Annotated in this window: 9 protein-coding genes and 1 pseudogene; 3 read left to right on the forward strand and 7 right to left on the reverse strand. The window is 58.0% G+C overall.

The window, feature by feature from the left end; genetic code table 11:
* Positions 1-2 precede the first annotated feature (2 nt).
* Complete coding sequence (locus PY650_RS32505; RefSeq protein ID WP_285884056.1) at positions 3-3,161, forward strand: efflux RND transporter permease subunit; 3,159 nt, start codon at positions 3-5, stop codon at positions 3,159-3,161.
* A gap of 38 nt (positions 3,162-3,199) precedes the next feature.
* Here the strand turns inward: PY650_RS32505 and PY650_RS32510 are convergent.
* The 5 genes and pseudogenes from PY650_RS32510 to PY650_RS32530 all read right to left on the reverse strand — a co-directional run.
* Positions 3,200-3,457, reverse strand: a pseudogene (locus PY650_RS32510) (hypothetical protein); the annotation flags it as partial.
* A gap of 96 nt (positions 3,458-3,553) precedes the next feature.
* Positions 3,554-4,348, reverse strand: a complete 795-nt coding sequence (locus PY650_RS32515) for a cysteine rich repeat-containing protein (RefSeq protein WP_285884058.1) — start codon at positions 4,346-4,348, stop codon at positions 3,554-3,556.
* A gap of 198 nt (positions 4,349-4,546) precedes the next feature.
* Positions 4,547-6,241 carry an ABC transporter ATP-binding protein/permease gene (locus PY650_RS32520; RefSeq protein ID WP_285884060.1) on the reverse strand — a complete coding sequence of 565 codons (1,695 nt, stop codon included), beginning with the start codon at positions 6,239-6,241 and terminating at the stop codon, positions 4,547-4,549.
* Between the two features lie 34 nt (positions 6,242-6,275).
* Positions 6,276-8,786: a glycogen/starch/alpha-glucan phosphorylase gene (locus tag PY650_RS32525; RefSeq protein WP_285884062.1), complete on the reverse strand. Its 2,511-nt coding sequence runs from the start codon at positions 8,784-8,786 to the stop codon at positions 6,276-6,278.
* Positions 8,787-8,923: 137 nt separating this feature from the next.
* Entirely contained in the window at positions 8,924-9,583 is a 660-nt protein-coding gene (locus PY650_RS32530) for a CBS domain-containing protein (protein WP_285884064.1), read from the reverse strand.
* A gap of 240 nt (positions 9,584-9,823) precedes the next feature.
* Between PY650_RS32530 and PY650_RS32535 the strand changes: the two genes are divergently transcribed.
* On the forward strand, positions 9,824-10,633 hold the full coding sequence (locus PY650_RS32535) for a MarC family protein (RefSeq protein WP_285884066.1): 810 nt from the start codon (positions 9,824-9,826) through the stop codon (positions 10,631-10,633).
* 78 nt (positions 10,634-10,711) lie between these two features.
* On the opposite strand, the gene PY650_RS32540 is transcribed toward PY650_RS32535, so the two are convergent.
* Positions 10,712-12,031: a glucoamylase family protein gene (locus PY650_RS32540; protein WP_285884068.1), complete on the reverse strand. Its 1,320-nt coding sequence runs from the start codon at positions 12,029-12,031 to the stop codon at positions 10,712-10,714.
* A 174-nt stretch (positions 12,032-12,205) separates the two neighbouring features.
* Positions 12,206-14,656 carry a phosphoketolase family protein gene (locus PY650_RS32545; RefSeq protein ID WP_285884069.1) on the reverse strand — a complete coding sequence of 817 codons (2,451 nt, stop codon included), beginning with the start codon at positions 14,654-14,656 and terminating at the stop codon, positions 12,206-12,208.
* A 444-nt stretch (positions 14,657-15,100) separates the two neighbouring features.
* On the opposite strand from PY650_RS32545, the gene PY650_RS32550 reads away from it, so the two are divergent.
* Positions 15,101-15,517, forward strand: coding sequence for a hypothetical protein (locus PY650_RS32550; protein WP_285884071.1), 417 nt, complete (start codon positions 15,101-15,103; stop codon positions 15,515-15,517).
* Positions 15,518-15,903 lie beyond the last annotated feature (386 nt).

Raw genomic sequence — 15,903 nt, forward strand, 5'->3', positions numbered from 1 at the left:
GCATGATTTCGCGCTTCTTCATCGAGCGGCCGGTGCTAGCTAATGTTCTGGCACTTGTCTTCGTCCTCATCGGCGGGGTCGCGTTGTTCCAATTGCCGGTCGCCCAATATCCGAACGTCGTTCCACCGACGGTGCAGGTAACGACGCGTTATCCGGGCGCAAGTGCCAGTACGCTTATCGACACAGTGGCTCTGCCGATCGAACAGCAGGTCAACGGCGTTCAGAACATGCTCTATATGCAGTCGACGAGCGCCAGCGACGGCACCTATTCCCTGACCGTCACCTTTGCGATCGGCACCGATCCCGACCAGGCGCAAGTCCTTGTGCAGAACCGTGTCGCCATAGCCATGTCCTCACTGCCGCAAGCCGTCCAGCTTCAGGGTGTCACGACGCAGAAGAAATCGACGGCCATTCTGGAATTTGTCAGCCTAACCTCGCCAGACAACAGATATGACAGCCTTTTCCTGTCCAACTATGCCGTCATCAATCTGCAGAACGAACTGGCACGTCTACCTGGCGTTGGCAATGTATCGGTATTCGGCGCGGGCCAATACGCCATGCGCATCTGGATGAATCCCGAACTCCTACAGGCGCGTAGCCTGACGCCGCAGGACGTTATCAACGTCGTGCAGGACCAGAGCCAGGAAGTGACGGCGGGCCAGGTGGGTATACCTCCCGTGCCTCCCGGCCAGGCTTTCCAATACACGCTCAACGTCAGCGGGCGGCTGGACGACGCGGCCGATTTTGAGAATATCATTGTCAAGGTCGATCAGCAGAATGGCGGGCGCATCACGCGCATTCGCGACATCGGTCGCGTCGAGCTCGGCGCCCAGACCTACAGCCAGTCCTTCATGCAGAACGGGCACCCGGCGGCCGGCATCGGCATTTTCCAATTGCCGGAAGCAAACGCCATCACGGTCGCCAGCGATGTCGCCGCAAGGATGGCGCAACTCTCCAAAAGCTTTCCGCCAGGCCTTACCTATGAAGTCCCGTTCGACACCACCAAGTTCGTGACGGCTTCGATCAACGAAGTCTACAAAACGCTGGTGGAGGCCGGCGTCCTGGTGCTCATCGTCATTCTCGTCTTCCTTCAAGATTGGCGCGCAATGCTGGTGCCGGCGACTACAGTACCGGTTACGATCATCGGCGCCTTCGCGGCGATGGCGGCGCTTGGTTTCACCATCAATCTCTCGACGCTGTTTGCCATCGTTCTTGCCATCGGCATCGTCGTCGACGACGCCATCGTTATCGTCGAAGGTGTCGCTCGGCACATCGAGGCGGGAATGCCGGGCAAACAGGCGGCCGAGAAAGCGATGGACGAGCTGTTCGGTCCCGTTATCGGCATCACGCTCGTCCTGATGGCGGTGTTCATTCCTGCAGCCTTCCTTCCGGGCTTGACGGGACAACTCTACAAGCAATTCGCGCTCGTCATTGCCGCCACCGCATTGATCAGCGCCATTAACGCTATGACGCTCAAGCCGACGCAATGCGCGCTCTGGCTGCGCCCGGCCGTGCCGCCCGAGAGGCGCAACTTCTTTTACCGCGGTTTCAACAAGGTCTATGATCGAGCAGAGCATGGCTATGCCAGGCTTATCGGCGGCATGGTTCATCATAGCGGAATCGCCGTTCTGGTCGCTTTGGCGCTGATCGGCGTTGCCGTGTGGGGGCTCACGCGACTGCCGACTGCCTTCCTGCCGCCCGAGGATCAGGGTTATGTGCTGATAAGCGCGCAGCTTCCCGACGGCGCTTCTAAGGAGCGCACCGATGCGGTCATGGCACAGGTCGGCAAGATTGCGCAGCAGACGCCCGGCGTCGACCAGGTGCTGACCATCAGCGGCATCTCCATCCTCGACAACAGCGCGAGCTTACCGAACGCCGGCGTCGCTTATGTCGTGCTCAAGGACTGGGGTGTCCGCGGCAAGGAAAAGGGGCAGGATCTACTGTCGATCTACGAACATTTGAACGGCGCCCTGCGGGATGTCTTGACCGCAAAGACGCTGGTCGTGGTGCCTCCGCCGATCCAGGGTATCGGCAATGCCAATGGCTTTACTATGCAGGTCGAGATCCGGAGCGGAAATTTCGACTATCCGCTGCTGCAGAACCTGGCCGATACCATCGTCAAGAACGGCAACGCGCAGTCGGCGCTGCAAAGGCTGAGCACATCTTTCCGGGCCGAGGTGCCGCAGTACTCCGTCTCAATCGATCGCATCAAGGCGGAGACGCTGGGCATTACGGTTGGGCAGGTTTTCTCGGCACTCTCGGGTTATGTGGGATCGAGCTACGTAACCCAGTTCAACAAATTCGGGCGAACCTTCCAGGTCTATGTGCAAGCGTCCCCCGATTTTCGCGTGCGTCCTGACGACATCCGCAACTTGAAGGTCAAGGCTGGCGATGGCACCATGGTGCCGATCGGCACGGTGACGGATGTCGCCACCGTCCAAGGGCCGTCTCTCATCAGCCTCTACAACCTTTATCCGACGGCGACGATCGTCGGCGGAGCCGCCAGTGGCTTCAGTTCCGGGCAGGCGCTCGACGTCATGGAACAGATCGCCAATCGCACGCTATCGCGTGGCGCGGGCTTCGAGTGGACGGCTCTGTCCTACCAGGAGAAGGCTGTCGGCGGGCAGATCTATTTCGTCTTCGCCCTTGCCATGCTTCTAGTCTATTTCGTACTCGCCGGCCAATATGAGAGCTGGATATTGCCGTTGGCAGTGCTTCTGGCCGTGCCGCTCGCCCTGCTCGGGACGGTGGGGGCGCTGAGCGCTGCCGGCGTCGCCAACAACCTCTATACTCAGATCGGGCTGATCCTGCTGATCGCACTCGCCTCGAAAAACGCCATCCTCATTGTCGAATATGCGCGGGAGAGACGGCAGGAAGGCATGGAGATTCTCGACGCGGCGGTCGAGGCGGCTCGCCTACGCTTCAGGCCTATCTTGATGACATCCTTTGCCTTTATCCTCGGTGTACTGCCGCTGGTGCTTGCTACCGGCGCCGGCGCTTCCGCCCGCAAGTCGATTGGCATATCGGTCTTCAGCGGCATGATTGCCTCGACCTGTCTTGCCGTGCTCTTCGTTCCTTCATTCTATGTCGTGTTGCAACGCATCGAGGAATACAGGAAACGCCGCACCGCCCCGCAGCCGGTTTCGCAAGCTGCGGATTGAGGGCACGGGTCGAATACTTCACGGGCGGCACTTTGCGCCTATGGCACGACGCTTCGAACATAGACGTTGCCGTTCTTAGTAGGCAGATCCGCAGCTATAGTAATAGCCGCCATAATATAACAAGCACCATAGACACAGCTACTCGGCAGAACGGAGATGCCAGCCGCCGTTCCCGCGGCCACACGGCGCATCGTCCTGCGGGCAACACCCGCGTAGGAAAGTGGGGTCACGGGTCGGCCGATGACAGCGCCAGTTTCCACTGCCTGAAGAAGACCGTAGACGGCTGGTCCGCTGCCTGCCTGCAAATTTCTTCTCGAGAAGCATTCGCCGTCCGCCCCTTCATCCGGACAGAAACCGAGACCTCTCCGCGGCGACAAGGGTCTGGCAGAACCTCATAGCCCGCTGGTCAATACCCTATGACATGAAGGAGACACCCGCTGCAGATTGTCCCGCAGGCAGGCAATGCCCCGGCCGCCGCCAAGCGGCACCGAACGGCAAAAAGCCCGGAAATCCGGCCCGCATGACTGACGCATGATCATCAATTCTTGACGTGGCGTGAAGGATGGCATCGCGGTATGCGCAGCCGGCGCGGACGTCGCCGCCGCCCCGCCACCGGCAGCGGGTGCAGAAGCGCTGCCTCCCAGGGCTGCGACCGCCTGCTGGCAGGATGGGGAGAGGGTTGAATTGTGCTGGCGAAGACAGGTAAGCGCTTCCGCACCTCCCGGCGTAACATCCGAACATTGTGCCATGAAATCGGACCGGCAGGCAGATTTGACCGCATCGCGCTGCGCCTGCGTCGGTTGATGCGCTTGCGTTGCTCCGGCTGCGCTAGACTGAGCCGGCGCCGTTCCAGGTGTCTCGGCGGGCGCAACGGCGCTGGACTTCTGCTTGGGCGCGCCCACTGCCGATACCGCGCTTCGGCAGGCCGGGGAGAGTGTCGCGCTATGCTTTTGCAGGCAGGTTAGAGCTTCGATGCCGCCCGGTGACACGCCCGAACATTGCGCGATGAAATCAGACCGGCAGGCCGACTTGATGGCATTGCGTTGCGCGGCGCTCGGCTGTTGTGAATGAGCGACACCGACAAAAAGGCAGAACACACCCAACAATGTGCAAAGCACGGTGTATGCCGTCAGGAGATATTGCCTTCCATGCGGGACGGTGGCCAGAAAGGACGCAGATTGCCCCATTATTTCCCCCAAGAAAAACTCTTCGCGTTTATCGCAGGAACCCGTCGGCCGAAGTAACGAGATCAAAAAAATCGCATGGGATGAAAGCTACGCGCGGCCGATATTCGATAGCAAATAAATTATTACTAAATTAGCATAACAAACATATGCGCAAAAAGGTAGCCGCACAAAGTACAATTCCTTGGCGGAAGTCACTCACTAGTCCACGGAGTGTTCTCCTTGATTGATCCACCTCCATGATCCGTCCGCATGGCACTCGAGCACGGCATCATATGCCCCCCGCGGCGTATTCATGTCTGCGAAGTTGACGCAGGCGATACTTCGCTCGGCAAGAAGTCTGAGGATATCGCGCAGAAGTTCGTTGCCAAAGATCACATCTGCATTTTCCAAAAGAACATACCGAGGGCCTGCGATAAGCGCTTCAGCGATCGCCACAATCTGTTGTTCGCGTGGCGACAATAGACTCGACCAATCACACTCCTTATCGAGATCATCAACGGTCACAACGCGGACAAATCCGAGCTGCTTGAGGAGGGCAAGAATGTGATCGTCAGATACTTCGCCTTGCTGCCGTGCCGGCACCAATGTTTGCCGCAGAGTCCCGGGAGCGAGCTGGGTGCGTTGCGCGAGGAAGCGCAGCTGGTCGCGTGCTGGACGAAAGATACGTCCCTCTCCGGACGTGCCAATTCCCGCCGTCGTGCGGAACAACGCGGTCGCCCCGCCATTGTCGCCTCCCACCACAACAACGCCTGTGCCAGCGGGAAAGATCGTTGAAAGATCTTTCAGTAACGTTTGGCCGCCCGGCGACGTGAGCGTGAGACGTTCATAGGCCAGGTTTCCTTCGGTCTCTACGACCTCCAGGTCGGTTTTTATTGGCGCACCAGCTTCGTCCATAGCTTCAATCAGGGAGCTGAGGCGTGCTACCACAACCGCGAAATTGGAAATTGATTTGAATTGGCTGACAATAAACGAAAACGCACCGACAAGCATGGCAAAGGCAGCGGCAGACTGGGTAACGACGCCGAACTCCATGTCGCCTCGGATGAATGCCGGGGCAATGATGAGGATCGGAATGATCTGAGTCATCCAATTATAGCCCGTCGTGAAGAAACCGACATTGCGGTTGATGACGATTATGCGCCTGAAGTTCGTTGCAAGTTCATCAAGACGCCTAAGCAGGAGAGTGGTGTGCCTTTGCTCTCCTCCCGAAAGCATGATCGGTTCCGCGTTCTCGCGCACGCGGATCAAGCTGGATCGGAATGCAGCCTCGCGGTCGAGCTGATCATAGCTCAGGCTGATCAGGGGCCGGCCCAATACGATTGTCAAGTAAGATCCGGAGGCTGCGTATACGACGGCGGCGATAAGCAGTAGCGGACTGATGACCCAAAGTACGCCGGAAAAGGTCACGACGGTCAAAGCGCTGTTTAGTAGCATCAAAACGAAAGAAAGGGTCGTGATTGTAAAGGCGTTGATGTCATCGGCGATCCGCTGATCAGGATATGTGAGCTTGCCCTGAATCCCGACACGGTAAAACGTTCCCCCGCTCATATAAAGGCCGACAGCGCGGCGTGTCAGGAATTCCCGCCAGAGCAAGGCCAGCCGTTCCTCCGAGAACCTGGCGATCACCGAGGCGATGGTCGATGCTGCGAAAGCCATGATGTAGAGGATGGCCTGGCGAATGAATTCGGCCGTCTGCCTTTCGGCGATGGCAGTCATGAAATGCCGGCCGACGAAACTATTGACGACGTTCAGGACGCTGATGCCAACGAAGAGAGCGACAAGAGCGAAAAATAGGAATTTGGCTTTTCCGCCCACATCCGATGTCATAAAGAGCGTGACCGCGCGGACGAGCCTGCTTGCCGTCAACTTGAGCGGAATATGCTGCTGGCTCATGCGCGCCCTCGCTGTTATCGCCGTTCACCACGAATCAAGGAATAGGACAGGGTCTCGCATCCCAGATTTCGGCCGCATATTCGGCGATCGTACGGTCGCTCGAGAACTTCCCGGAGCTTGCGATGTTGAGCAGCGCTTTACGCGTCCATGCTCGAGGATCGGCGTAGAGAGACCGCAAACGCTGGTCCGCCTCCAGATATGAGGTGAGGTCCGCCAAATGCCTGAAGACGTCGCCGCTTGTCAGGAGGATATTGCGCAGCGCATCCACAACCGCGGGCTCGTGACGGCAGAAATGGCCGGACAGGACGAGGTCCAGCACCGCGCGAGTCTCCGGTTCGTTGTCGTAGTGCCAATAAGGACTATACCAGCCGCGGCTCCCCGCGACCTCGTCGGCCGTCAGGCCGAATAGGAAGAAGTTTTCCTCGCCCGCCGCTTCGGCCATTTCGATTGTAGCCCCGTCGCGGGTGCCGATCGTCAGCGCACCATTCATCATGAACTTCATGTTGCTCGTGCCGCTCGCTTCGTATCCAGCTGTCGAGATCTGGTTGGAAACGTCACTGGCAGGGATAAGACGCTCCGCCACCGAGACGCAATAATCGGGCAGGAAGACGACCTTGAGGCGCCCCCGCACCTGCGGGTCGGCGTCAATCGTACCGGCGATGTTATTGATAAATTTGATTATCAGCTTCGCGACAATGTAAGCGGGCGCGGCTTTGCCGGAAAAGAAGAAAGTGCGCGGCTCCATCTCCAGGCCGGGATTTTCTCGGATCCGGTTATAGAGTGCGACGATGCGCAGAGCGTTCAATAATTGCCGCTTGTATTCATGAATGCGCTTGACCTGGCTGTCAAAGATCGCGTTGGGATCTACGACGGTGCCGGCGCTCGATTTCAGCCATGCGGCAAAGCGGTGCTTGGCCATTCGCTTGGCTTCCCGAACCTGATCGACAAAACCACTGTCATCGACCAGCGGTTTCAGCCTTTCCAGCTCGCCGAGGTCGGTGACCCATCCCTGGCCGATGGCGTCGCTTACGCAACCGGAAAGCTCTGGGTTGGACATGAGCAGCCAGCGCCGGGGCGTCACGCCATTCGTCTTGTTGTTGAACCGGCGGGGGAAGATCTCGGCGAGGTCCTTGACGGTCGTTTCGCGCAACAGTCTCGAATGAATCTCGGCAACCCCGTTGGTGCTGTGCGAGCCGACGATGGCAAGATGGGCCATGCGCACCAGATGTTCGCCACCATGCTCGATCAGGCTCGCCCGCTCGACCATGCCTTGGTCATCGGGAAAGCGGGCGAGGATCTCCTCCCTGAAGCGACGATCAATCTCGAGAATGATCTCGAGATGACGCGGCAACATCAATTCGAACCACCGCAGCGGCCATTTCTCCAATGCCTCCGGCAGAAGCGTGTGATTGGTGTAGGCGAGGCAAGCCCTGGTCAGATTCCAGGCATCATCCCAACTGAGGTCCGCCTCATCGAGCAGGACACGCATCAGTTCGGCGACTGCCGTACTCGGATGCGTGTCGTTGAGCTGGATCGCCACCTTATCGGGCAGAGAATACCAATCGGAATTATTAGAACGAAACCTCCGGACGAGGTCGGCAAGCGAACATGCGACCAAAAAATATTCCTGAACGAACCGCAGACCCTGTCCCATGCTCGTCGAATCGTCGGGGTAGAGAACCCGCGTGACCGTCTCGGCCGTTAGCCTTTGGGCGAGCGCGCTGACGAACTCCCCGGCGCCGAACGTCTGGAAATCGAAGCCTTCGGGCGTTGCGGCCGCCCAAAGGCGCAGTGTGTTTATGGTCATGCCGCCATAGCCGACGATCGGGCGGTCGTAGGGTATGCCGACGAGGCGGGATGGCATGCCGACTGCGACCCGCAGATTCCCGCCGCGGACCTCGAAGGAGCAGCCCAGTTTGATTTCCACGGCTTCCTGCGGGCGAGCAACCTCCCAGGGATCCGGCCGGCGCAACCAATTGTCCGGCTGCTCTCGTTGCCAGCCATCGACGATCGTCTGTTTGAATATTCCGTATTCGTAGCGCAGCCCATACCCCATCGCCGGCAGTTGCATAGTCGCCATCGAGTCCAGGAAGCAGGCGGCGAGCCGTCCTAGCCCGCCGTTACCCAATCCTGCGTCGGGCTCCTCGGCAAGAATGGCCAGTTCGTCTAAATGATCGTGGTCGAAGACCCGCTTGGCGAGGGGATCAAGCTGCAGATTGAGGAGATTGTTACTGAGGGATCGCCCGATCAGGAACTCCATCGACAGATAATAGACCCGCTTCGGATTCTCCCTTTTGTAGGTCTGTTCCGTCCGCTGCCAGCGCTGCGACAGCACATCCCTGACGGATCGCGCAACCGCCTCATATCGCTCGCGGTTTCCCGCATTCTCGGGAGCGATAACATTGTCGAAAAGCAAATGACGCTCATAGAGCCCATCATGGCTTCCCTTAAATTGGATGGGACCGCAGCCGTATTGTTCTGGAAGATGCGGAGAGGAAAGAGACTTGAAATCCTGCGGCTGAACAGCCGCCTTCTCGCTGCTCATGCTACCCCCTAGCCGTGCCCTGGCAGCGGCAGTTGTCATTGGTTACCGCATTCAAGACGGCCCGCTTGTTGTAGGAGCAGCTCCGGCACTCTGGTTGCCAGGGTCTCCGAAGAATCGGCCCGCCCTCTTCTGGTTCTTTAGGTCTTGTGCTCCGAGAAATGATCCACAACGCCAGCGACGCCGCGGACACTCTCAGCTGCGACACGCGCCGCTCTCCGGCATTCCTCCGTCGAGACACTTCCCCACAAATGTACAACGCCGTTTGCCACCGTCACCGTCAGATCCTGTCCTTCGAGACCGGTGTTCTCGTTCAATCGGGTCACGATGCTGCGACGGATCGCTTCGTCACCAGGCGCGGTTTCATCCGGTTTGGCGAAGATGATCGCCTGGAGAAGATCCGCGCGGCTCACAATGCCGATCATGGCGCCCGCTCTCATCACGGGAAGGCGCTTGATGCCGTGTTCCTGCATCAGGTTAGCGACGCGTGCAAGCGGCGCGTCCTCCTCGACGGACACCGGATTGCGGCTCATCACATCTGCAACTTTCCACGCGTTGCTCTTGATGTATGTCTTGGCCATCTCCTCCGGAGACAACGACTGATCGGCCTTGGTTCGATGACCTAACTCGGACCTGCGCAACAGATCGCCCTCTGTGATGAGGCCGACCAACTGTCCTTCATCGTCGATAACCGGGAGACCGCTGATATGATTGGCGAGCATCAGCTCTGCGGCCTGCTTGACGCTGTTGTCCGGCGAGACCCTGATAATTCTTAGTTTCATCACGTCTCTTACGAGCATCGCGTCAACTCCGACTTAGAGATCCGAGCCAAACTTGGTGCTTAAAATATAGCTCCGCGCGGAGGCTGAGACAACTTAGGGACAATACTGAGCAAGGCACGCGCAGGTGGAAAAAGAGACTCCGATTATCGAAATTTGGGGTCTAGTATAGCCGTCTGGTTGTACATCTCTCGCAACAGATTTGGCGCCGCAACGGCAACGTTGATTTGCGCTTCGTTGATAGCTTCGGAGACGCGAGCAGTGACCATATCGATCCTCCTCGAGGTTGCCCGGTCTTACGCCGGCCTTGTTTACTCGCGCCTATTCACTCATCCGTCAAAACCCTGGCGGCTCAACTGTCGTTCGATTGACCTTCTCCCCGCTCTGGTGATGGCTCTGGCCTTAACTCCCACTCAATCCTTTGCGCAATCGCCGCTCGATGCGGGATTGCCGGACATCGAGTTCGGCGCGCGAAAAATATTCTTCATGCTCTTTCTGATGCTCGGCCCGATCAAGATCCTGGTGCCCTTCGTGGCGATGACCAGCAATTGCAACCGCCGCTTTCGACGTCGGATGGCAGCGAGAGCAATCCTCTTTTCGGCCGCTGCCCTGGCAATCGCCGGCTTGCTTGGACGCACCATGCTTGAGAATTTCGAAATCTCATTGCCTGTCCTGGCGATGACCGGAGGCATCATCTTGTTTCTCGTGGCCCTGCAAACCGTTCTGCAACAGTCTCCCAGCATGCCGGTTCTCTCGACCGAGGCGGACAAACCGCCAGACCTGAAACTGGCCCTTACTCCCCTGGCCTTTCCAACAATTGTAACGCCTTATGGAGTCGCCGCGGTCATCGTTTTCGCAACACTGGCGGCCGGCCGGCAAGTCGAAGGCCTCACCGTCACCACTATCGTATTGCTTATTCTGGCCCTCGACTGGGTGGCGATGCTGTTCGCGGAAACCATTCTAAGCTGGATCGGTACTTTGCTTCAGGTGCTAGCGGTCGTGCTCGGGGTTACGCAAGCAGCCCTTGGCCTACAGATCATCCTGCATAGTTTTAGCATGATTAAATGGTAGACAAGTGCTGGAACGCGCCCGCCTTCACGCGAAGCCAAAGAGTGGAAGCATCCGAGCGCTCTCTGCGCAGTATCCTTGCTAAAGCCACCCGCCGGTGAATCCGGCTCGGCGCAGTCCGCGGACGACGGGCTCGCAATTGCCCATCAGTTTCCAGAGGAAGCCGGTTCGATAGTTCTCAATCATCAGTGCCACAGGCCCCTGATCGATCCCAAAATGGTAAGGGCTGATCCACCAGCCCGTCGGGCTATTTTCATCCTTGAATGTCAGATTGAAGGATGGTTTGAACCCATAGAGCCGCCTCATCCCGAGCTTCAGGGAAGCAAAATTGCGGACGGTTGGAATGACGATCTCAGGAGCAAACGGAAGGGACGCGACGGCGACCCAGGGCGATACGGTACCGTCGTCCGGCCCGAACGGTGCGCCCCGTGCGACGTAGTCGAAAAACTCGCGGCGCACACCGCCAATATCCCTGGTCAACCAGCCGGGGCCGTCGCTCGCGGTAAATCCCCAGCAGTGCTCGCCATATCCTTCGAATCCCAAGGGATTTCGGATCGCATATTCCTGCTGTACGAAGGTGGCTTGCCGGCTATTTTGGAAATAGTCGCTGTCGTGTTCCCGCATGAAATCATCGCGAATTTCTCGGAAATCGATCCACATATGCGAAAGCTGATGTGTGAAGAGCGGACCGGAATAAAGCAACTCGCGCCCGAAGATGTTTCGCCACTCATAGCTTTCCGTGTAAGCCACATAGCTTTCCGGCGGTAGCGGATGGGTCGCTGAGCCAAGTCCGAGTATGTAGAGAAGCAAGCCTTCGTCATAGCCGCGCCAGCGATAGGGAATGAAACCATTTTCCGGTCGCCAGCCATGGGTCAGCGTTGGGCCATGGTCGCACGCCCAGTTCCAGTCCGCCCGCTCGTAGAGCGCCGTGCCGAGTTGCCTGACTTTCGCCTCATCTTCCGAGTCCCCATCAAAATAGGTGGCGACGGTCAAAGCGCCGGCAAACAGAAAAGCCGAGTCGATCGTCGACAATTCGCACTGCCACACCCGCCGCCCTGTTTCGATGTCGAGGAAATGATAGAAGAAGCCCTTGTAACCGGAGGCGTCAGGTTCCGGTCCCTGGTGGCAACTCATCAAGAATTCCAGCCGCCGCCGCGCGATCTTGGCGGCAAATTCGCGAATGATGACGCCACGCTCGACCACGACCGGAATAGTGGCAAGCGCCATGCCGATGGCGGCGATACTTGCCGGCGCGCCCGCTTGCGTCTTGTCACGCACCAACCCGTTGTCCGGATTGGTGCATTGCAGATAGTAAAGCAACGTCGTGAACTGAAGGCGACCGAGATCCTCATCGGTCGGCATCCGGCTCAGATCGATATCCGTTAGGTGCAAGTCCATCATGGCTAGCCGACCAAACCTTTCCGGCTGATATCAGAACAGCGCGCCAGCGCGAGTACTCCCACCTTCGTTCCAGTGTTGAACAGTCGAGCTAAACGCACTAGCGCGGAAGTGACGTCTTCAATCTTGCCCATTGGTCAATTCCCCCAATCGAAGCGGCCACAGGCCGAACGCCACTTAGGTGTTATCGCCTTCCGTGGAAGTCGTTCCCTTCACTTGTTCCGTACTCCTGACGCCCCACTTCCAGCCGCTGATCTGAGGCATGTCATCGCCATGCTCCTCGATGTACTGCCGGTGCTCGATCAGCTTCTCGCGGATCCACTGCTTGAAGTAGGCTGCGCGAGCGCCGAGCTGCGGCAGCCGATCGATGACGTCCTCAACAAGATGAAAGCGATCGAGCTGGTTCAGGACGACCATGTCGAACGGCGTCGTGGTCGTTCCCTCCTCCTTGTACCCTCGAACATGCAGATTGTCGTGGTTGGTGCGCCGGTAGGTCAGCCGGTGAATCAGCCAGGGATATCCATGGAACGCGAAAATGATCGGCTTGTCCTTAGTGAAAAGCGCATCGAAATCGCGATCGGGAAGCCCATGCGGGTGCTCATTCGAAGGCTGCAGCTTCATGAGGTTGACAACGTTTACGACCCGCACCTTCAACTCCGGGATATGCTCTCGGATGAGTTGGACAGCCGCAAGCGTCTCCAGCGTAGGCACGTCGCCGCAGCATGCCATCACGACATCGGGCTCTGAACCCCGATCGTTGCTGGCCCACTCCCAAATACCGACACCTTCGGCGCAATGCTTGATAGCTTGATCCATTGTCAGCCATTGCGGAGCCGGTTGTTTGCCTGCCACGACGACGTTCACATAATCGCGGCTGCGCAGGCAATGGTCAGTGACAGAAAGTAGAGTATTCGCATCCGCCGGTAGATAGACGCGAATGACCTCGGCTTTCTTGTTTACGACGTGATCGATAAAACCGGGATCCTGGTGGCTGAACCCGTTGTGATCCTGCCGCCAGACATGCGAGCTCAGGAAGTAATTCAGGGACGCGATCGGCCGTCGCCAAGGAATGTGGCTGCATACCTTCAGCCACTTGGCATGCTGATTGAACATCGAGTCGATGATGTGGATAAAGGCCTCGTAGCAAGAAAAGAAGCCGTGGCGGCCCGTCAGCAGGTAACCTTCCAGCCAACCTTGACACTGGTGCTCGCTCAGCACTTCCATCACGCGGCCATCGGGCGACAGGCGATCGTCTTCCGGATAAATCTCCGCCATGTAGCAGCGGTCGGTGACCTCCAACACGTCCTGCCAGCGGTTGGAGTTGTTCTCGTCAGGACTGAACAACCGGAAGTTCTTGCTGTTCAAGTTCAGCTTCATGACATCACGCAGGAACTTGCCCATGACGCGAGCAGATTCAGTGACCACCGATCCGGGGCTCGGCACCGAGACGGCGTAGTCGCGGAAGTCCGGCATCTTCAAATCGCGTAGCAGCAGACCGCCGTTTGCATGCGGGTTGTCGCTCATCCGGCGATGACCGGTTGGTGCCAATGAGGCAAATTCGGCGCGGAACTTGCCGCTTTCATCGAAGAGTTCTTCAGGCCTGTATGTTTTCATCCACTGCTGAAGGATCTCGATGTGCTCCGGCTTGTCCATGTCACCCATAGGAACCTGATGCGCCCGCCAATAGTCTTCGCACTTCTTGCCGTCGATTTCGCTCGGGCAAGTCCAACCCTTGGGAGTGCGGAAGACGATCATGGGCCAAGCCGGACGGCTGACATTGCCTCTGTCTCTGGCTTCCGCCCAGATCCTTTTGATCTCGGCGACGGCCGTGTCCATGGCTGCCGCAAGCTGCTGATGCACCTGGTCGGGCTCACGCCCCTCGACGAAGAGGGGGGCATAGCCCATCCCCTCGAAGAATTTCCTCAGTTCCTCCTTTGGAATCCGGGCGAGGAAGCAGGGATTGGCGATCTTATAGCCGTTGAGGTGCAAGATCGGCAGTACGCAGCCGTCACGTGCGGGATTGAGGAACTTGTTGCTGTGCCATCCCGTGGCGAGCGGCCCTGTTTCCGCCTCCCCGTCGCCGACGACGCAAGCGACGATGAGATCAGGATTGTCGAAGGCTGCGCCGTAAGCGTGGCTTAGGGCATAACCCAGCTCACCACCTTCATGGATGCTTCCGGGCGTTTCGGGAGCGACGTGGCTCGGAATGCCCCCTGGAAAGCTGAACTGCTTGAACAGCCGCTGCATGCCTTCCGCGTCCTGCCCGATATTCGGGTAGACCTCTGTGTAGGTTCCCTCCAGATAGGCATGCGCGACGAGCGACGGACCACCATGGCCAGGCCCGATCACATAAATCATGTTGAGATCGTCGCGCTTGATCACACGGTTCAGATGCACATAGAGCATGTTCAGGCCGGGCGATGTTCCCCAATGGCCCAGCAGCCGAGGCTTGATATGCTCGCGCTTCAGCGGCTCCTTGAGCAACGGATTCTTGAGCAAATAGATCTGCCCTACCGACAGATAGTTGGACGCCCGCCAGTAGGCGTCCATCAGGCGAAGTTCCTCGGCTGACAGCGGGGTCTTACCCGAGGCTGTCTCGTTCGTCACTGCGGTTTCAAGTGAAGTCATCTGAGCCTCCCGCTCAAAATGGCGATGCAGAATTTCTCCAGTTTGTTGTCACGCAAGCCAATGCAGTCTCAGCATTGTGCGACCTTCAGTTTTGCCTGTTCCATCCGAAGGAAGAGGCAGTGGTATTCTCCAGGCTCTCCTTGGAATTAAGGGCGGGCTCGGCTTTTTGAGCCCGTCACTGTTCGCAAAGACTTTTCTTCAAGTCATTAAGGCAGAGGCGCGTCACTGGGGATCAAGCGAAAGCGTCGGCTCTGTTATCGGGGTCGAATGCCAGCTTGGCCATCGACCCAATGCTCCATTGAAAAATTCCGTCTTCGGACCAGGCGGCCCTCACCTAAAAACCCGACTCTAAATCGTCGATGACAGGAGCCGTATTAATGGTGATCAGAGATAAACTTGGTAGCCTGTCTGACGCCAATGTCAGATGGCGGTATGACACCCCCCATGCATCGCTACAGCTTTAACGAGCGATTTAATCCAGCTCCCCCCGCAACCCAAGTTCAGTCACAAGCAAAAGCTAAACTAAACCTGTTGGAACGGTTCTGCAACTGGTTCCCGCAACATGTTTCCGCGATCTGGCCAGCGCGCCAGAACTTGCGAATGGCCGGCGCCGCCGGTCATTCCTATCTTCCGAAAGTGTTAGATGGCAACGAAGCCGGCAATGCCGATCGACGTCGCCTCTCCCAAGAGCCCAGACCGGTCAATTTCTTCCTCGTGCATCCGAGATCCTGGCCGATCCACCGCCAGGGCTTCGCCGACCCGTTGTTGGTTGCCGAGGAGATCGAGTTCTTCAATCTTGAGGTGAAGATTTATTGCGATCAATCACTGAAGTGGGTGCCTCGCGCAAGGAGTTCGGCATGAGCGGCGAGGATTGTTCGGCCGGCCATTGGGCCGGGTTGGCAGGAATAAAGGAGATCTTCCAGCGGCCGGCAAATCGTTTCGTCGCGGCTTCCGCAAACCCACCGATCCAAAATGCACGGGCGACTCGGTGGTTGAGACGAACATAGCGATAGGACCCAGCGTCTATGATGATGCGACCATCTTCATGAACATCGGGGAGAAGCTGGAAAACGAGATCGAGGTCTCCCCAGTGATTTGAAAGCTATTTACGCCACCGACCCTTGGTCACAAGAGCTTCGCGGTCGTTTGCCCGCTCGCCCTGGTCGGCACCGCCTCATATCCGGTTCTTGTTCATCGGCCCACAGGTTCGATCCACGCTTCCTCCCCACGGTCGGTCGCCCTTCCGC

Source organism: Martinezella calliandrae, from assembly GCF_030272695.1.
Lineage (GTDB): Bacteria > Pseudomonadota > Alphaproteobacteria > Rhizobiales > Rhizobiaceae > Rhizobium > Rhizobium calliandrae.

Bases quoted from the DNA above. Each gene is read 5' to 3' on its own strand.
- PY650_RS32545 (WP_285884069.1), bottom strand. From the start codon at position 14,656: ATGACTTCACTTGAAACCGCAGTGACGAACGAGACAGCCTCGGGTAAG.
- PY650_RS32520 (WP_285884060.1), bottom strand. From the start codon at position 6,241: ATGAGCCAGCAGCATATTCCGCTCAAGTTGACGGCAAGCAGGCTCGTC.
- PY650_RS32525 (WP_285884062.1), bottom strand. From the start codon at position 8,786: ATGAGCAGCGAGAAGGCGGCTGTTCAGCCGCAGGATTTCAAGTCTCTT.
- PY650_RS32515 (WP_285884058.1), bottom strand. From the start codon at position 4,348: ATGGGGCAATCTGCGTCCTTTCTGGCCACCGTCCCGCATGGAAGGCAA.
- PY650_RS32505 (WP_285884056.1), top strand. From the start codon at position 3: ATGATTTCGCGCTTCTTCATCGAGCGGCCGGTGCTAGCTAATGTTCTG.
- PY650_RS32550 (WP_285884071.1), top strand. From the start codon at position 15,101: ATGCATCGCTACAGCTTTAACGAGCGATTTAATCCAGCTCCCCCCGCA.
- PY650_RS32540 (WP_285884068.1), bottom strand. From the start codon at position 12,031: ATGATGGACTTGCACCTAACGGATATCGATCTGAGCCGGATGCCGACC.
- PY650_RS32530 (WP_285884064.1), bottom strand. From the start codon at position 9,583: ATGCTCGTAAGAGACGTGATGAAACTAAGAATTATCAGGGTCTCGCCG.